We start from the raw sequence: 20,683 nt of genomic DNA, 5'->3' as shown, positions 1-20,683 counted from the left end.
AATCCTGTATAAACCCATATTGCCCAACAATACAAGCAGAATAAATGGAACTAAAAAAAATCTATAAAATAGGACGCATTGGAATAGGTTTAACCCTTATTTTTTTAGTGTCATGCAATGCTCAGAAAACTATTGCTTTAAAAAAGAAACAGTTATCAGACATGGTTTATCCGTTGTTGGACACCGAAAATTCTAGATGGTTTTACTTTTCATCAGCAAGCCGTCCGTTTGGTATGGTAAACTTAAATCCAGATAGCGAAATTAAAGGCGATTGGGGAGGCGGTTATAAATATACTACAGATACAGTTAAGGGTTTCAGTCACGTTCACGAATGGCAGATGTCTGGCGTATCGGTTATGCCCGTTACAATAGCATCAGAAAACAAACAGACAATTTTTAAAGATTTTTATTCTAAGTTCAGTCATCAAAACGAAATTATAACGCCAGGATATCATTCCATAAAATTGGAGAGATATCAAATAACGGCAGAATTAACCAGCACGCCAAGAGTTGGCTTTCATAAATATACTTTTCCGACAAAGGCACAAAAAGCAGTTCTTTTTAATTTAAAAACTATTTTAGGACCTTGTGAAAACACCAATGGAAAATTAGAAAAAAACAACGATTTTGAACTTTCAGGATCATTAGTTTTGAGTACCAATTTCAGACGTCCAAAACCATTAACCGTATTTTTTAAAATTAAAACCAATCAACCAATTACTTCCATAGAAAGAGATAATGGCACAGGTAATTATTTAGTTAATTTTAATAAAGCGAAAGAACAAATATTAATGAAAGTTGGTATTTCATATACTTCAGTCGAAAATGCCAGTAACAATATAGAAACCGAATTATTCCATTGGGATTTTAATAAAACGGTGACCGATTCCAGAAAAGAATGGAGTGATTTATTAGGAAGAATAAAAGTAGAAGGCGGAACGCAAACCGATCAAAGAAGATTTTACACGGATCTTTGGCATGCCCTTCAAGGGAGGAAAATGATTAGTGATGCAAATGGAGCCTATCCTGACAATACAGGAGAAAAATTCAGAGTAGGACATTTGCCTTTAAACGCTGATGGAAAACCAAAATTCAATCATTACAATTCAGATGCTTTCTGGGGCGCACAATGGACCATAAATAATCTTTGGGGATTGGTTTATCCGGAGATTATGGAAGAATTTGTCTATTCGTTAATGCAGTATTACAAAGACGGAGGCATAATCCCGCGCGGGCCTTCGGGAGGAAATGATACTTATGTAATGACTGGAGCTTCGGCAACACCTTTTATTGTTAGCGCCGTTCAAAAAGGAATTGTAAAAGAAAATTTAGAAGAGATTTATATCGCGCTCAAAAAAAATCATATGCCGGGAGGTATTATGGAAAAAGCAGGATATGAACATAATACCAATATTGGCGGTGGATTAAAATATTACTTAGAAAAAGGATATGTGCCTTATCCGCTTCCCGATGGTAATTTCGGAAGCCATGAAGATGGTGCAAGCCAGACTTTAGAATATGCGTATCAAGATTGGACTTTGGCGCAATTGGCTAAAAAACTAAATCATCAGGAAGATTACGATTATTTTATGAAAAGAGCCAAAAATTATCAAAATGTTTTTGACGAAAAAATAGGCTGGATGCGTCCGAAAAACGTACAAGGAAAATGGCGTAAAAATTATGATCCGTACCAATATGAAAATGGATTTATAGAATCGAATGGCGCACAGTCAACTTGGTTTGTACCGCACGATATTGAAGGTTTAGCCACTTTAATGGGAGGAAAAGAAAAAGCTGTTGAAAAATTGAATGCCCAATTTGAAACGGCCAAAAAACAAAAGTATACTTCTGGTACATCGCATGATGCAGAATTACATCCAGAATTTAGCAGAATTCCTGTAAATTTTGGAAATCAGCCTTCTATGCAGACCTCCAATATTTTTACGGTATTAGGAAGACCAGATCTAGCACAATTTTGGACCAGAAACGTTGTCAAAGAAACTTTCAGCGGATTGTCGCCTGCTACAGGTTATAATGGCGACGAAGACCAAGGATTAATGGGAAGTTTGAATGTATTGCTGAAATTAGGTTTATTTCAAATGAACGGCGGAACAGATAAAGAGGCCGTTTACCAAATAGGAAGTCCAATATTCAATACAATCACGATAGACCTAAATCCGAAATATTATTCAGGCAAATCTTTTATCATCAAAGCCAATAATAACAATGTTGAAAATGTGTATATAAAACACATAAAATACAACAATAAAGCAGTAAAAGATTTTACGCTTTCGCATCAAGAAATTACAAATGGAGGCGAGTTAATTTTAGAAATGGCAAATAATCCAAATCCAGAAAAACAGTAATATAACGTTGGGTTAAAACCCTATTAACACAAAGAAATATATAATTATAGTTATTTGAGAAATATTAAAAATAATTAAAAACCCCAACAAAAAAACAGAAATAACAACAATGAAAATATCATCCAAGTTTATCTTTTTTTTAGGAATATCATTTCTTACAACAATTACAAGTAACGCTCAGAAAACCGTTCATCAATACGTCGACCCAATGATTGGATCAGAAGGAGTCGGCAGGGTTTTTATAGGCCCGTCGTGTCCATACGGAATGGTAAAACCAAGTCCAGATTGTACCTCTAGTCCGAATAGTGGCTGGCTGCCAATGCCAAAAGAAGTAACTGGTTTCAGCCAAGTGCACGTAAGCGGGACAGGCGGAGGACCAAAATACGGAAACATTCAGATTATGCCATTTTCTGGTGCTTTGGATAAAATGGATCAGACTTCGTTTAGAGCAGACGAAAATGTAAAACTGGGTTACTATGAAACTATTTTCAAAGAAAATAAAATCAAAACCGAAATAACGACAGGCGAAAAAGTATCATTTTACCGTATCACTTATCCAAAAAATACATCAAAAGAATTAAAAATAGATCCGGGATTTTTTCTTGGAGAAGAAAAGATTCCAGACGCCAGAGAAGCACAGCAGTTTGTAGGTTCGCAGATCGAAATTGTTTCTGATACCGAAGTTCGAGGTTACAGCAGAATCAGAGGAGGCTGGAACAACGGACGCGCTTATACGGTTTATTTTTGGGCCGTTTTCGATCAGCCAATTGCAAAATATGTAACTTTTAAAGACGGAAAATTTTATAATAATCAAAAAGCCCAATTTGATTCAGGAAAAAAAACAGCAGCATTACTTTCTTTCGGAAATTCAGGAAAAGAAGAACTGAATGTCAAAATAGGAATCTCCTTTTTAAGTGAATTAAAAGCCAAAAATAATATTGAGGTTGAAATTCCGCATTGGGATTTTAATACCGTTTTATCCACCTTAGAAAATAAATGGGAAAACTTATTAAACCGAATTCAGCTTTCTGCAGACACTTCAGATGAATATAAAAAAATGTTCTACACAGGTTTATATCACACAATGATTATGCCTGTTGATAGAACCGGAGAAAATCCCTTATGGACAAATGATGAACCGTATTACGATGATTTTTATACGATTTGGGACACTTTTAGAACCTCAAGCCCTTTAATTACACTGATAGATTCTAAGCGTAAAGTCGAAATTATAAATGCCATGCTCAATATTTACAAACGCGAAGGTTTTTTACCGGAAGGAAGAAGCGGTAACGACAATGGACGAACGCAAGGCGGCTCAAATGCTGAAGTTGTTCTGGCCGATGCTTTTGTAAAAAACTTAAAAGGAATAGATTACGAACTCGCGCTTGCAGCAATGCTCAAAGACGCAACAGTTCCGCCGGGAGGAAATGAAGAAAAAGAAGGAAGGGGCGGGTTAATAGATTATTTAAAATTAGGATACGTTCCCTTCGGCACAGACCGCGCAGGAAACCGAACAATCGATTATGCTTACAACGATTATAATATTGCCGTTGTAGCAAAAGGATTAGGCAGAACAGATTTGTACAATCAATACATTAAACAAGCAGACAGCTGGCAGAATTTATGGCGTTCTGATTACGAAAATAACGGAGCCAAAGGTTTTATCATGCCAAAAGACAAAGACGGAAAATGGCTCGATGATGTTGTTTTTGGAGAATCAAAAATCCAGAAACCTACTTTTAAATATACGCCCGTAATTATCGAATCACCTTGGTATGTGTGCCATTGGTGCGTGTTTTTCTACGAAGGAAATTCATGGGAATATTCCTTTAGTATTCCGCATGATATTCCCGAAGTGGTTCGTAAATCAGGAGGAGAAAAAGCTTTTGAAGAAAGGCTTAATACGTTCTTTAATTCAGAATTGTATAATGTAGCCAATGAACCTTCATTTTTAACGCCTTGTTTGTATCACTGGATCGGGAAACCGTATTTGAGCAGTGACCGAATCAGAACGATTATCAAAAACAATTTCAACACTTCAAGAGAAGGACTTCCAGGCAATGATGATTCGGGCGCGATGTCTTCCTGGCTCGCTTTTCACATGATGGGATTATATCCAAATGCCGGACAGCCTTATTATCTGATTAATACGCCTTTGATAAAAGAAACAACCATGCAATTAGAAAATGGAAAAAGTTTTAAAATCAGCGCTAAAAAAATGAACGATAAAAACAAATACATAAAAGCGGCTACTTTAAACGGTAAACCATACAACAAAGCATGGATTTTACACAATGATATTAATAACGGAGGAGAGTTAGTTTTAGAAATGGACTCTAAACCTTCGGCTTGGGGAACTACTATTTTACCACCAGCTAAATAAAATGATAAGCAAGATGAAAAATATATTTTTAATGATTCTTTTTTGTATCGTTTATCAAAAAGGAACAGCGCAGAATTACATTCCAACACTAAAAAACAATACAGAACTAAATTACGTCTGCAAACTGCACGGCCAAACCAGAACTTTATCACTTATAGCTCAAACGGCAGGTGACGGACTAACTTTTAAACTGGAAACCAGAGGCGTAAAAAGCAGTATTGTCATGCTTCCTGAAGCAGTAAAAAACGGAAATGCCTTAAGTTTTAACCAAGGAGAATACGCCCCAGTTTTAAACTTAAAACCTACAGAAACCTTTTTTATGATTTCAAGATCGGCATATCAGGATTTAGTAAAAAATAGTTCATTCGTTTATAATAATACGACTTATGTTTTAGATAAAAACGAAGACAAAAACGGTGTTTCGATTGACGGAAAATTAATTGAAGCTTTACATGTAATCGCACAGATTGATGAAACTGAAATGTGGATTATCAAAAATCCAGAATATCCATTAATCTGTAAAATAGCTAAGAATCCTTTAGGAATAAATTTCACTTTGGTTAAAGCAGCAGATAAATAATATAACCCGCTGGGTGTAATTAAGAAAGAATCCAACACATAGAAACATAGTTTAGTTGTGTATAAAAAGACAACAAAAAGAAACTTAGTTTCTCACACATAGGCTATGTTTGTTAATGCAAGTGAAACGCCTCTTAAAAAGCATCAAAATCTATGTTTCTATGTGTTAAAAATAATTAAGAATCCTTTAGCAATAAATACAAAAACATTTTGCGATCTAGTTTTTGTTATTGTATTTACCCCTTTTTTATAACAAAATGATTATTTATTGAGAAATCGTTTGCGTAATAGTGAAAGTATTGAAATGTTAGTTTAAATTTACGAAAATTAAATTTTAAACTATTAATAATTGAAATTATGAGATTATCAATCTTGACCACTTTACTTTTTTGCGGCATTTGTTTTGGACAAAATAATACAGATACAAGTTTGTATATGAAGTCTGATAAAATTACCTATCTGACAGATATTGGTTCAGAAACGGGAGATTTATACAAAACAATTGGACATCACGGGCCTGCGGTCGAAAATGAATGGATGGCTTTGCGAATTTACTTCAGCGATAAAGTTGCGATTGATGTTTATTCTAAAGCGAAACCAGGTCTAGAATTGAGAAAAGCAAATTGGTATCCAACGCCTGCACAGCAAAAAGAAGGCTGGGGAGCAGATTACTATAAAGTAGCATCAACTGTAGGTTTGGGAGGTGTAAAACTTTGGGATGGCGAAAAAGTTGTGCCTTTAAATCCGGTAACAAATCGTTTAGCACGTGTTGGAAAAACTGATACGACTTCGTGGATGGAAATGATTTCAAGAGGGGTGCCTTACAAAGGAAAAAAAGTTGACATTTTAGTTCGTGTTACGGTGTTTTCTGGTAAAAGAGAAGCAAAAGTAGAAGCTGTTTCTTTAAACGGAGAAAAAGTACAATTTGCTACAGGAATCAATTATTTCAAAGATTTTGGAACTAAAAAAGGAACCAATTATATCGCAGTCTGGGGAAAACATCCAGAAGATGTCGCAGCAGAAATCGTCGAGATTGGAGCAGCAATTATGTACAATCCGAAAGATTATGAGAAAACTACAGATGACGGAACGCAATATTTGTTAATCTCAAAACCTGCAAAAACATTAGAAACAAAAATCATTTCTTCGAGCGCAAGAGAAACCGAATTAAATACTTTAGATAAATTAGAAGCATATATTAAAAAGTAATAGAATTATCCTTTAAGTAAGAACGCGGATTGAACGGATTTACTTCGTAAAGACGCGGGTTAAAACGGATAATCTATTTGTATTTTTTAAAAGATTAATAAAAATCCGTTTTAATCCGCGTCTTCGCGTTAGCGAATCTGTTTAATCCGCGTCTAATTTTAAGGACATTTCATGGATATATAATCGGTATAATCTAAAAAAAAAAATACAAGTAACAGATAATTATTAAAAATTAGAATACAAAATAAATGTTTAGAATATCGGCTATACTAGTACTATTACTTTCTTTATATTCCTGCAAATCACAGCAGACCGCTAAAAAAGAAGTTAAAATTGCTTTTATAGCCGATGTTCATTTACAAGATATTTTTGCAAAATTTGAAGATAATAATTATCAGGGAATCAAAAATCCGGTTACGGGAGAATATTCCAATATTAGGACGATGAATGCTCAATTGCATTCTACCAGAATTTTCAATGAAAATTATTTTGCCTTTTTAGAAGCCTTAGATAATATTGTCAAAAGAGGCATTAAACAAGTAGTACTTCCGGGCGATTTTAGCGATGACGGACAGCCCGTTCACGTTCGCGGATTGAAAAAAATACTCAACGAATATTCTCTAAAATACGCTCTTTCCTTTTATGTTACAACAGGAAATCATGATGTTGTACGACCATTTTCGCAAGATGCGGCTAAAACTGATTTTTTAGGTAAAGACGGAAAAGAGCAGATCATCAGCAGTTCAAAAAATAACCTCAATAAAATCAAAAGCGAACTCGAACCCATTATTACTGCCGATATAAAAAACTGGGGTTATAAGGAAACCATTAACGAAATGAGAGATTTTGGTTTTTTTCCTAAAAAGACCGATTTATATTGGGAAACGCCTTTTTCCAACTATACTTATGAACAATATAATTTTGAAGAAGCTCAAAAAGAATCTGTTTTAGAAAAAAGAACGTATCTAATTAAAAACACCAATTTGTTTCTGCCGGATGCAAGTTATCTCGTTGAACCCATTAAAGGAATCTGGCTTTTGGCGATTGATGCCAATGCTTATGTTCCAAATGAGAAATTATCAGGAAAACTAGATGATCCACATGATTTTTCGGGAGCCAATACAGGTTACAATAACGTTCTGATTTATAAAAACCATTTATTAAACTGGGTAAAGAAGGTTTCCGCGGAAGCGAAACAAAAAGGAAAAATACTGATTGCTTTTAGTCATTACCCGATGGTGGAATTTAATGATAATGCCTCGCCAGAATTAAAACAGCTTTTTGGTGCCGATAAAATGCAGTTACATAGAGTTCCAGACGAAGAAGTAGCACAGCAGTTTGCAGATGCAGGAATTCAGATTCATTTTGGCGGACACATGCATATAAACGATACTGGCGTAAGAACATCAGCAAACGGAAATACATTGTTTAATATTCAAACGCCTTCGCTTGCTGCGTATATGCCAGCTTATAAAATATTAACGATTCATTCTGATTCTGAATTTGAAGTCGAAACGGTTGTAATTGGTAAAGTGCCTAAATTCAATAGTTTATTTCCTTTTTATGAGGAAGAATATGCTCATTTACAAAATAGTAGAAGTGATAAAATTTGGAACAAAGAAATTTTAAAAGCCAAAGATTATGCAGCATTTACAAACTGGCATTTAAAAGAATTAGTTCGGTTGAGATTTCTGCCAGAAGATTTTCCAGCCGATTTTTTAAAATCAATTGTAAATCTTTCAGGAAAAGATTTATTGGAAATGAATAAAAATCCCTCAGAAATTGATGAAGAGTTGAAATCAAATTCTCTAAATATTTCCAATTTTGACTGGACTGGTTTTGATATGATTTTTGATTTTTACCGTTTAAAAAATGCTGATGAACTAGCCTTTTCTGAAATTGGAAACAAGAGATTAAAGCAATATGAATTGGTTTGCAGACAGTTAAAAAAAGCTAGTGATCCTAAACTGATTTTATGGACAGAAATTTTTTCCAAAACCATGAATGGCGAGCCTTCCGATCATTTTAAGATTGATGTAAAAAATAACAAGATTGATAATTTATCTGTTAAATAATTTTGATATTTATTAAATCAAAAACATTAAATTGCGTTTATAATTTATTTCGATGAAACCAAAATCCTTTATACTATTCTTATTTTTTGCTGTTTTTTATCATTCTTATTCACAGAATATAAAATTTGCGCATTATAATGATAATAACGGATTGTCTCATAATTCGGTGCGCCATATTGTACAGGATAAAAAAGGTTTCATGTGGTTTGGAACTTTCTCAGGATTAAATCGTTTCGACGGTTATCAGTTCAAAAATTACATGAGTTCGACGCTGGGAAAAAATAAATTGTATAATGATGATATTACAGCTTTGGAACTGGATGAAGCTTCAAATCATTTATGGATTGGTACCAGAAAAGGACTGACACTTTTCCAGATGGACACGCATGTTTTTACGACCTTTTTTCATAAAAAAGAAGATCCAAACAGTCTGCCCGATGATGAAGTCAGATCTGTTTATGTAGATAAATTTAAAAGAGTCTGGGTAGGTACCAAAACAAAAGGTATGTATCTGTTCTTCTTGAAAGAAAACCGATTTGAAAAAATTAAGCTTAAAGGTTTCGATTATGTAAAAGAAATTTTTGAAGACAAAAAAGGCAATATCTGGGTTGGAAGTTATGAAAAATCGGGTGTCGCAAAAATAACAATGGATGCCAAAGGAGCAATTGTGCGAATTAATAATTACACACTTTCTGTTCCGTATTCCAACATAAAAAATCCATACATTAACTTCATTTACGAAGATGCCAAATCCAATATTTTTGTGGGAACCCGCGAAGGTTTATATAAGTTGGATAAATCGACCGATCAATTTGTCAATTTATACATAGAAAATAAACAGATTAGAGGCGCTCTAGGCCCATATTTTTTATCCGTTGCACAAGCTCCCGACGGAAAATACTGGGTAGGAACTTTAGGTGGATTGCTTGTATGTGATCAATTAGAAGACATTCAAAAAGGGAATTACAAATGGTATTATTCTATTTTATCTGATGATACTTCGCTGGTAGATAATTTAATTTCAGCACTTTATTTCGACAAATCCGGCGTATTATGGATTGGCACGGAAGACGGTTTAGACAAATATGACCCGTATGAAAATCAGTTTACTTTAAACAAAGATATTTCGCGTTCCATTGGCAATCAGGCACCGCGTATAAGAGGTTTTGCTAAAACGTACGACGAAAAAATCATTGTAGCAACGTATCACAACGGACTTTTTATTTCGAATACAAAAGGCTCAACACCTTTACACAATACAGGAAAAGATATTGCCAGCATTTATTCTGATGATGGAAAAATCTTTTATTGCGGGCTTTGGGACGGAAACATATTAGTTTACAACTACATCACAAATTCTTCCAGAGAAATAAAGGCAGGATTCGAAAAATCGCCGGTTTTTGCTTTTAGAAAGATTACAGATGATTCGATTATTGTAGGTTCTTTTGGAGAAGGAGCCGTAATATTAAATACTAAAACGCTTCAGGTACAAACTTCCAGCAAACTTCTGCCGGATTTTCAGATTAATGCCATTGAAAGAGATGCCAAAAATAACGTTTGGTTTGCCACAGAAACGGGAGTTGTAAAATACAATATCAACTCTGGAAAAATTGAAACCTATTCGTCGCTTTTTATCAAAGAAAAAGGAGTGCCCCATGATGAAAATGTAAGCGATGTTTTGGTGGATACAAAAGGTAAAATATGGGCTTCAACACGTTTTGGATTGTGTTTGTTCAATCCGAAAAAGAACGAATTTGAACCCGTAAAAAATCTTAAAGAACTTTCGGGCAAATGGATTACAGATATCTTGTCAGATGCACAAGGGAATTTGTGGCTGAATATCAATAACAATAACATTGCATTTGTTAAATCTAATTTAAAAGATATCAGCATTTATCACGTAAACAGTGGTAACAGGTTGGACGTTTTTAGTTCAAGCGGGTTCTTTTATTTTAATAATTCTAATATTTTTCTGGGTGGAAAAAATGGAATTATTTCTTTTTCACCGCCTGCGATGAAAAGAAATAATTGGTCGCCTTTACCAGTTATTTCCGAATTTAAAATTCAGAATGAAGAAGTTTTTCCAGAAATGGAAATTAATGGAGAAATTCCGCTTTCCAAAGATTTAAACTATGGAAAAGAAATAGAACTGAGCCATAAAAACCGCAATTTTTCGCTTCAGTTTTCGGCTCCATCTTTTGCAAACGAAAAACTGAATAAGTTTCAATATATGCTGGAAGGATTTGATAAACATTGGATTACTGCAAATAGTACTTCGAGAATTGTTCAATATACCAATCTTTATCCTGGAAATTATGTTTTTAAAATAAGATCAAGCAACAGCGATGGATTTTGGAGTAAAACAGTTTCTTATAAAATAAAAATCCTGCCGCCTTTTTGGTTAACCCCAACTTCTTTTTTACTGTTTTTAGCACTTTTATTTGGTGTGTTTTATTTCATTAGAAAAGAAATTAAAAACCGAATTCGTTTAAAACAAGAACTCCTTACCGAGAAAGTAAACAGAGAACACGACATTAAATTAAATAATGAGAAATTACGTTTTTTTACTAATATTTCGCATGAATTAAGAACGCCGTTAACGCTTATTTTAGGTCCGGCGAAACAGCTTTTAGACGAAAGCAGCAATGCAACTGATTATGAAAAAAGCAGGTACAATTTAATTTATCAAAATGCCAGCAGATTACTGAATTTGGTGAATCAGGTTTTGGATTTTAGAAAAGCACAATCGGGTGAATTGAAACTGAAAGTAACAAAAACGGATGTGTTGGTTTACTCTAAAAATATTTTCGATTCCTTTAAGGAAATGGCTTATAATAAAAAGATTAAGCTCAATTTTGTTTCGGAAGATGATGAAATAAACGGCTGGCTGGACAATGATAAATATGACAAAATTCTATACAATTTATTGTCGAACGCCCTAAAGTTTACCAATAAAAATGGAAATGTCGATTTGTATATCAGACTTAAGGATACAGTTGAAGATATTTTAGTGATCGAAGTAACCGATGATGGAATTGGGATTCCGTTAAAAAGTCAGGAGAAAATTTTCAAACGATTTTATCAGGCAACCAATAGTAAAGCAAATAATACGGGATCGGGTATTGGTTTATCATTGGTAAAATCTTTAGTGGCGATTCATAAAGGAACTATTACCGTCGAAAGTACTCCCGGAAAAGGAAGTACTTTTAGAGTTGAAATTCCGATTGACCGCGATTCGTACGAGCATAAAGAGGTGTTTGAATATGCACTTAAAAATGATAATCTAAGTATGCTTATTCCAGAAAAAGCAGCTAAGAAGATCATTCAGAACACAGATTTAAAAGAAAAAATATTGGTGATCGAAGACAATAGTGAACTTAGAAAATATTTGGTGGACTATTTATCGGATTATTATAAAGTTTATGACGCAGAAAATGGACTAGAAGGTTTAAAAATCTGCCGACAAATTAAACCAATCTTATGTGTTACCGATGTCATGATGCCTGTTATGGACGGATTGGAATTTTGCCGTGAACTTAAAAATGATGAATTTATCAGTCATATTCCAGTTGTAATGCTGACCGCACTTTCTGAAAATATGGATAAAGTAAAAGGCTATGACATGGGGGCAGACGGCTATTTAGTGAAACCTTTTGAGCCATTATTATTGAAAACGGTTATAGAAAATATGATCAAATCAAGATTAGAGCTAAAACAAAAATTCTCAGGCGAAGTAGAAGGCAAGGTCAGCATGCTGACTCATTCTCCAATTGATGAAGAATTTATGGTAAAAGTGACGAATCTGATCAATGATAATTTAAGCGAAGTGGATCTTTCTACAGATTTCTTGTGCGATAAATTGGGGGTGAGCTCTTCTAAATTATATAGAAAAATTAAAGAACTAACCGATCTGGCTCCAAACGAATTTATTAGAACTATTCGTTTAAAAAAATCGGCTGAACTGCTTAAATCTAAAAAATACAATGTTTCAGAAGTGACTAATTTGGTAGGTTTTAATGATCCTCTATATTTCAGCCGATGTTTTAAAAAGCAGTTTGGTTTCCCGCCTAGCAAGCTGATTAATTAATGTTTCCATTTTCTATTAAGAGCAACATAGCCCGTGGTTTCAACCACGGGAACGCAATGGATATCCGCAATCTAATTTCTTCCCATACGTCTCCCGTGGTTGAAACCACGGGCTATATTTGAAATTCTATTGCGTAATTTTTTTTATTTCAATATTAAAACATAGCCCGTGGTTTCAACCACGGGAACGCAATGTATATCCGCAATCTAATTTCTTCCCAAACGTCTCCCGTGGTTGAAACCACGGGCTATATTTGATATGGAATTTCGTAATTTTTTCATTTTTATATTAAAAACATAACCCGTGGTTTCAACCACGGGAACGCAATGTATAGCCACAATCTAATTTCGCCCAATACGTCTCCCGTGGTTGAAACCACGGGCTATATTTGAAATTCTATTGCGTAATTTTTTTTATTTCAATATTAAAAACATAGCCTGTGGTTTCAACCACAGGAAAGCAATATGAAATGACCAACAAGAACGTGAAACAGATGTTTTTTATATAAATAATCCATAAAAATCCTACAGAAACAAGAATTATCCATGTTTTTGATGTATTAATCCATTTTCAACGGTAGATGTAATTCTATTTTTGTCTTATAACTTATAACTTTTAGACCATGAAAAAGAATATAGACACAGACAATCCGTTGAATAATTTAGATGAATGGGAAGATGATTTGTTACTGCGATATCCAGATCCTTCTGAAAGTGCTCCTGAAAAGCAAAAAGAAGAATTTAGGAATTATGTCGATTCAGAAAGAGTAGAAACCGTTAAGGAATTTTATAGAATAAATCATACCTACCAAACCTATGATTTTGTTTGTAATAAAGAAGCAGAATTTCTACAATTCAATAAAAAAGAAATGTCAATCTGGGAAGCTGTTGAGTTTTTAAACACACTTGTAGACGACAGCGACCCAGATATTGACTTAGACCAAACACAACACCTTTTACAGACTTCTGAAGCCATTAGAGCAGACGGTCACCCAGATTGGTTTGTACTAACAGGTTTTATTCATGATTTGGGTAAAATTTTATGTTTGTTCGGAGAACCGCAGTGGGCCGTTGTAGGCGATACATTTCCAGTTGGATGTGCTTACTCGGACAAAATTGTTTACTCAGAATTTTTCAAAGAAAACCCCGATTATACAGACGAAAGATTCAATACCAAATTTGGTGTGTATACCCAGAACTGCGGATTGGAAAAGGTAAAAATGAGCTGGGGTCATGACGAATATTTGTATCAGATTATGAAAGATTATCTTCCGGATCCGGCTTTATACATGATTCGTTATCATTCTTTTTATTCACAGCACAAAGAAAATGCTTATGCTCATTTAATGAATGAAAAAGACATAGAAATGTTTGACTGGGTAAGAAAGTTCAATCCGTACGATTTATACACTAAGGCTCCGGTTAAACCAGATGTAAAAGCATTACTTCCATATTATAAAGAATTAGTTGCTAAATATTTACCTGAAAAATTGAATTTCTAGAAATATCAGAAATTTCATTTGAAAGCTATCTAAAACCACAATAATGTATAAAATCAAAACCATAATACTTTTATTAAGCCTGCTTGTACTTTGCGGAAATTTTGTTTCTGCTCAGGAACAAGATCGTAACGATTGGGAAAATCCGCAAGTATTTCAAATTAACAGAGAACCGGCTCGCGCTGCCTTTCTTCCTTATGCAGACGAAACTTCTGCAATAAGCGATAAATATGAAAACTCTCCATGGTATTTTTCTCTAAACGGTCAATGGAAATTTGCGTGGTCGCCGACACCAGATCAGCGTCCAAAGGATTTTTACAAAACAGATTTCAGTACGCTGCATTGGAAAGAACTTCAAGTGCCGTCGAATTGGGAACTTCATGGTTATGGTGTCCCAATTTACACCAACATAACCTATCCTTTCGAAAAAAATCCGCCGTTTATCAATCATTGGGATAACCCGGTTGGGTCTTATAAAAAAGATTTTGTTTTGCCTGAAAACTGGAAAAACCGACATGTTTTTCTTCATTTTGAAGCAGGAACAGCGGCTATGTATATTTGGGTAAATGGTGAAAAAGTAGGGTATACTGAAAACACCAAAAGTCCGGCAGAATTTGATATTTCTAAATATTTAAAACCAGGAAAAAATGATCTTGCTGTAGAAGTTTACAGATGGAGTGACGGTTCGTATCTGGAAGATCAGGATATGTGGAGACTTTCTGGAATTGATAGAAATGTGTATTTGTACAGTACAGATAATGTTCGAATTTCAGATTTTTTTGCCAAACCAGACTTAGATGCCAAATACAAAAACGGAAGTATGAATGTAGAAGTAAGTTTGAAAAACCTGACTTCGACTGCTGTTAACAATCAAAAATTAACAGCAAAATTGGTAGATGCTTCAGGTAAAAATGTATTTACAAAAGAATTGAATGTCAATTTTGAAGCATCAAAAATTCAGATAATCAATTTTGCTCAGAATATATCAAGCCCAAAGTTATGGAGTAGTGAAACACCAAACTTATACACGTTGCTTTTAACCTTAAAAAATGCAAAAGGAGATATTATAGAAACGGTTTCAACTCAAATCGGATTCAGAAAAGTAGAATTAAAAGGCGGACAATTATTGGTAAACGGAGTTCGATTAATGGTTCATGGCGTAAACATTCACGAACACAATCCAGAAACGGGACATTATCAGGACGAAGCTACGATGATGAAAGACATCAAAATGATGAAGCAGCTGAACATTAATTCAGTGCGCTGCAGTCATTATCCAAACAATATTTTATGGGTAAAACTATGTAACAAATACGGTTTGTTTTTGGTAGATGAAGCCAATATCGAAAGTCATGGAATGGGAGTAGAGGGACAGCCTCTAATTTGGATGAACCCAAAAACGAATCCAGGTTTTCTTCCAGAATGGAGAGAAGCACATTTGGATAGAATCTATAGCCTTGTTGAAAGAGATAAAAACATGCCATCCGTAATTATTTGGTCATTAGGTAACGAAAGTGCCAACGGACCTGTATTTCACGAAGCCTACAAATGGATCAAAAAAAGAGATAATACAAGATTGGTTCAGTTTGAGCAGGCAAAAGAAAACGAAAATACCGATATCGTTTGCCCAATGTACCCGACAATAGAGTACATGAAAGAATATGCGGCACGTAAAGAAGTGACACGCCCTTATATCATGTGTGAGTATTCGCATGCGATGGGAAACAGCAGCGGAAATTTTCAGGAATACTGGGATATCATTCGCGGAAGCAAAAACATGCAGGGTGGTTTCATTTGGGACTGGGTAGATCAGGGTTATAAAAGAAAAGATGAAGCTGGCAGAGAATACTGGGCTTATGGCGGCGATTTGGGAAGCCAAAATTATTTAAATGATGAAAATTTCTGTCACAACGGATTAGTTTACGCTGACAGAACACCGCATCCCGGTGCATTTGAAGTAAAAAAAGTATATCAGGATATTTTATTTAATGCAATAAATATCAAAAACGGAGTGATCGAAATTGTAAACGATTTTGGTTTTACAAATTTGAATAAATACAACTTTAAATATGAGGTTTTAGAAAACGGAAAAGTAATTAAAGAAGGAACAATTAATGTTGCTTTAGATCCTAAAACAAAGAAACAGTTTAAGCTTGATTTACCAAAATTACAATCAAAGGAAGGGACAGAATATTTATTGAATGTTTTTGCTTACACGAAAGTGAGTTCTGAATTGCTTCCTCAAAATTTTGAAATTGCCAAAGAACAGTTTGTTATAGAAGACGCTAATTATTTTACAAAATCAGAAAAAGTAAATGCAGCTAAAATTCAGGACGAAAAAGAACAGTTTGTCTTGACTTCAGAGAATGTTGTGGTGAAAATCAGCAAAAAAACAGGACTGATTTCGTATTACAGCTTAAAAGGGAAGGAATATTTTAAACAATATCCTGAACCAAATTTCTGGAGAGCACCAACGGATAATGATATTGGAAATAAAATGCAGATTAGAACGAATGTTTGGAGAACTGCCGGTAAAAATACGAGTCTGGAAAGCATTCAGCAGACAGAGGAAAACGGAAAGCAATATATCGCTGCCAAATTAAAACTGAATGATGTTGCTTCTGATTATGTAATTAAATATTCATTAGGAAATGATGGTGCTTTAGAAATTCAAGCATCTTATAAAAAAGGTAATAATCCGGTGCCGGAAATCCCGCGTTTCGGAATGATATTCACTTTAAAAAATGAATTAGAAAACTTGGATTATTACGGAAGAGGTCCTTTAGAAAATTATTCAGATAGAAAAACAGCAGCATTAAAAGGAATTTATTACAGTAAAGTTGCAGACCAATATGTGCCTTATACACGCCCACAAGAAAATGGATACAAGACGGATATACGCTGGTTTAAGTTGTCAAGCAATAAAGGAAATGGCTTGGAGATAAAAGGTCTGCAGCCTTTAAGTATGAGTACTTTAAATAATTATCCGAGTGATTTTGACGGAGGAATTTCTAAGAAAAATATTCATTCCAGCGATATTACTCCAAGAGAAGAAGTAGTAGTTTGTGTTGATTTAACCCAACGCGGCTTAGGAGGAGACAACAGCTGGGGATTACCGCCGCACGAAAAATATGTATTAACCCAAAGCGAATACAGCTACGGATTTGTTATAAAACCTATTTTTTAAAGTATTCATTTTTTAGTGTTCAGTCGCAGTCTCAGTTTTCAGTCGCAGTTTGCGCTGAACACTGAGACTGAAAACTGAGACTGAAAACTGAGACTGAACACTGCGACCGAACACTGCGACTAAAAACTGCGACTAAAAACTGCGACTGAAAACTGCGACTGAAAACTGAAGACTGAAAACTGCGACCGAAAACTGAAGACTGAACACTGAAAACCGAATACTAAAAAATGAGTAACACTACAAAAGGAAGATTAATTTCTTTAGATGCGCTGCGCGGATTTGTTATGTTTTGGATTATGAGCGGAGAACATATTATTCATGCTCTTGCCAAAGCTGCCCCAATTCCCGTTTTTATCTGGATGTCATCGCAATTGCATCATGCAGAATGGAATGGAATTACGTTTTATGATATGATTTTTCCTGTTTTTCTGTTTGTTGCAGGAGTTTCAATGCCGTACTCTTTTGAAAAGAAAATGGAACTCGCTGGTGTAAAAACGCCGCAAGAATTACCAAGCAACGAAAAGAAGAAAATTTACTTATCAATGCTCAGAAGAACCTGTATTTTACTGATTTTAGGATTTGTGGTAAATGGATTATTGCGATTCGATGGTTTTGATCATACCCGTTTTGCAAGTGTTTTAGGAAGAATTGGTCTGGCTTGGTTTTTTGCAGGAATCATCTATTTAAATTTTGACATTAAAAAACAATTAATTTGGTTTTTTGCTATTTTGATTGGCTATTATGCAGCAATGAAATGGATTCCCGTGCCTGAGTTTGGCGCAGGGGTTTTAACTAAAGAAGGCTCATTAGAAGGATATATTGATCGTTTATTTTTACCCGGCAGACTGCATAGTACCGTTTATGATCCGGAAGGCATTTTTTCAACTATACCTGCTATTGCGACAGCATTATTAGGTGTTTTTGTGGGAACATTTTTAAAAGAAAAATACTCTTTTTCTATAAAAGTAAAATTGCTTTTAATGACTCTTACGGCGATTGTTCTAATTATGGCAGGATTAGTTTGGGATATTAATTTCCCAATCAATAAACATTTATGGACGAGTTCATTTGTATGTTTTGTCGGCGGATTCAGTATTTTGTTTTTTGTTTTTTTCTATTTGATCATTGACTTGTTCGGTTTTCATAAATGGGCATTTCCATTAATCTTAATCGGTTCAAATTCTATTTTGATTTACATCGCCGCAGAAGGTTTAGTTGATTTTAAACATACGGCAGATTATGTTTTTGGCGGACTTATCAATTTTACGCCACTTGTATGGCAGCCTTTTTTTGCTGCTTTATCCGTTACAATAATACAGCTTCTTTTACTATACTTTTTATACAAAAGAAAATGGTTTCTAAAAATTTGAGAGACATTCAAATTTAAATACATCTTACTATCTAACCATACAATAACCACACATTATGAATGTATTACAAACCGCAGATTACATTATTTTCTTTATTTACTTTGTTATAGTCACGGCTTATGGAATGTATATTTACAGAAGCAAGAAAACCGCAGCAACTAGTTCCAACGAATATTTTTTAGCAGAGGGATCACTTACCTGGTGGGCAATTGGAGCTTCTTTGATCGCATCTAATATTTCAGCAGAACATTTTATTGGTATGAGCGGTTCTGGTTTCGCAATAGGACTTGCCATTGCTTCTTACGAATGGATGTCTGCTGCTACATTAATTATCGTGGCAATGTTTATTTTACCAGTTTACCTTAAAAATAAGATATTTACCATGCCGCAGTTTCTGGCCAAAAGATACAGCGGAACGGTAAGTACTATTATGGCTATTATCTGGCTGTTGATCTATGTGTTTGTAAACCTTACTTCTATAATTTATTTAGGTGCTTTGGCCATTTCATCTATTGCTCCAGTAAGTTTTCAGTTTTGTGTTATTGCGCTGAGTTTATTCTCTGTGATTGTAACTTTAGGCGGGATGAAAGTAATTGGATACACCGATATGTTTCAGGTTATCGTTTTAATTCTTGGAGGATTGGTAACCACTTATTTGGCATTGACTTTACTATCAGATCAGTTTGGTTTTGGAAAAGATATTCTAAAAGGACTGGCAATTATTGCCGATGAAGCGCCTGGACATTTGCACATGATCTTAGACGAATCAAATCCGCATTATACTGAATTACCGGGAATGTCTGTTTTGGTTGGTGGTATGTTAATCAATAATCTGGCGTATTGGGGATGCAATCAATATATTGTGCAGCGCGCTTTAGGAGCCGATTTAAAAACAGCCCGAAAAGGAATTTTATTTGCTGCCTTTCTAAAATTATTAGTTCCAATTATTGCTGTTCTACCTGGTATTGCGATGTTCGTAATGCATTCTAACGGAATGTTTCAGCAGGAAATGGTAGATGCAGCAGGAGTTTTAAAACCAGATCAGGCTTATCCAACTTTAATGAATTTACTTCCAGCAGGATTAAAAGGCGTGGCTCTTGCAGCTTTGACAGCAGCAATTGTAGCTTCTTTGGCAGGAAAAGCAAATAGTATTTCGACTATTTTTTCTTTAGATATTTATAAAAAATATTTCAATTCGCAGGCATCAGAAAAAAAGCTCGTACGTACCGGAAGATGGTGTGTGGTGGTTTGTATGATCATTGCTGCCATTGTAGCACCGGCATTAAAATCATTAGATCAGGCCTATCAATTTATACAGGAATATGTTGGGTTCTTTTCACCCGGAGTATTAGCAGTTTTTTTATTGGGAATGTTTTGGAAAAAAACAACGCCAACAGCTGGACTTGCTGGCGCATTATTAACAGTGCCGCTCGCCGCCATTTTGAAATTCCTGCCTATGTGGACAGAAGGCGCTTTTCCTGATTATCCTTTCTTAGACCGAATGACTATTGTTTTCTTTTTAATTGTGTTTATAATGATTGGTCTTAGTCTGGCAAATCCAGTATCTGAAGAAGAAGCTGCAATTCATAAAATAGAAGTCGATAAATCGATGTTTAAAGTGTCATCAGAGTTTATTGTCGGCTCGTTTATTATCTGCGGAATACTAGTGGCATTATATACCGTTTTTTGGTAAGCTTACGAAATTTTGCCACAAAGGCTCGAAGGCGCAAAGTTTATTAAAAAAGAATAGCTTAAAAATTGCTCGCAAAGACGCAGAGTCGCAAAGTTTTTTGCCAAAGATTTTAAGCTTTAAAAAAAATCTTAGCGACTCTGCGACTTTGCGAGATTAAATAAAAAAGTAGTTTAAAAATGCCCGCAAAGACGCAGCGCCACAAAGTTTATAACAAAGAAAAATTGAGCGCCTTA

General features: G+C 34.7%; 10 protein-coding genes. All 10 read left to right on the top strand.

Going from position 1 to position 20,683, the window contains the following annotated elements; all coding sequences use genetic code 11:
* Positions 1–44: 44 nt before the first annotated feature.
* The 10 genes from BSF42_RS16220 to BSF42_RS16175 all read left to right on the top strand — a co-directional run bounded on the left by BSF42_RS16220 (position 45) and on the right by BSF42_RS16175 (position 20,450).
* On the top strand, positions 45–2,366 hold the full coding sequence (locus BSF42_RS16220; RefSeq protein WP_095954137.1) for a GH92 family glycosyl hydrolase: 2,322 nt from the start codon (positions 45–47) through the stop codon (positions 2,364–2,366).
* Between the two features lie 109 nt (positions 2,367–2,475).
* The gene (locus BSF42_RS16215) at positions 2,476–4,752 is read left to right on the top strand and encodes a GH92 family glycosyl hydrolase (protein ID WP_095954136.1); all 2,277 of its coding nucleotides are present in this window, start codon (positions 2,476–2,478) and stop codon (positions 4,750–4,752) included.
* 13 nt (positions 4,753–4,765) lie between these two features.
* On the top strand, positions 4,766–5,332 hold the full coding sequence (locus tag BSF42_RS16210; protein WP_095954135.1) for a hypothetical protein: 567 nt from the start codon (positions 4,766–4,768) through the stop codon (positions 5,330–5,332).
* Between the two features lie 356 nt (positions 5,333–5,688).
* Complete coding sequence (locus tag BSF42_RS16205; RefSeq protein WP_095954134.1) at positions 5,689–6,540, top strand: DUF4861 family protein; 852 nt, start codon at positions 5,689–5,691, stop codon at positions 6,538–6,540.
* A 248-nt stretch (positions 6,541–6,788) separates the two neighbouring features.
* The gene (locus BSF42_RS16200; protein ID WP_095954133.1) at positions 6,789–8,615 is read left to right on the top strand and encodes a metallophosphoesterase; all 1,827 of its coding nucleotides are present in this window, start codon (positions 6,789–6,791) and stop codon (positions 8,613–8,615) included.
* 52 nt (positions 8,616–8,667) lie between these two features.
* Complete coding sequence (locus tag BSF42_RS16195) at positions 8,668–12,702, top strand: two-component regulator propeller domain-containing protein (RefSeq protein ID WP_095954132.1); 4,035 nt, start codon at positions 8,668–8,670, stop codon at positions 12,700–12,702.
* 622 nt (positions 12,703–13,324) lie between these two features.
* Positions 13,325–14,203 (top strand): inositol oxygenase family protein, encoded by an 879-nt coding sequence (locus BSF42_RS16190; protein ID WP_095954131.1) that lies wholly within the window; start codon positions 13,325–13,327, stop codon positions 14,201–14,203.
* Between the two features lie 43 nt (positions 14,204–14,246).
* Positions 14,247–17,387, top strand: a complete 3,141-nt coding sequence (locus BSF42_RS16185; protein ID WP_095954130.1) for a glycoside hydrolase family 2 TIM barrel-domain containing protein — start codon at positions 14,247–14,249, stop codon at positions 17,385–17,387.
* 227 nt (positions 17,388–17,614) lie between these two features.
* Entirely contained in the window at positions 17,615–18,757 is a 1,143-nt protein-coding gene (locus tag BSF42_RS16180; RefSeq protein WP_095954129.1) for an acyltransferase family protein, read from the top strand.
* A 55-nt stretch (positions 18,758–18,812) separates the two neighbouring features.
* Complete coding sequence (locus tag BSF42_RS16175; RefSeq protein WP_095954128.1) at positions 18,813–20,450, top strand: sodium/sugar symporter; 1,638 nt, start codon at positions 18,813–18,815, stop codon at positions 20,448–20,450.
* The last annotated feature ends 233 nt before the right edge of the window (positions 20,451–20,683 follow it).

Source organism: Flavobacterium sp. ACN6 (genome assembly GCF_002304005.1).
GTDB lineage: Bacteria > Bacteroidota > Bacteroidia > Flavobacteriales > Flavobacteriaceae > Flavobacterium.
This window is presented reverse-complemented; position numbering and strand designations above follow the sequence as displayed.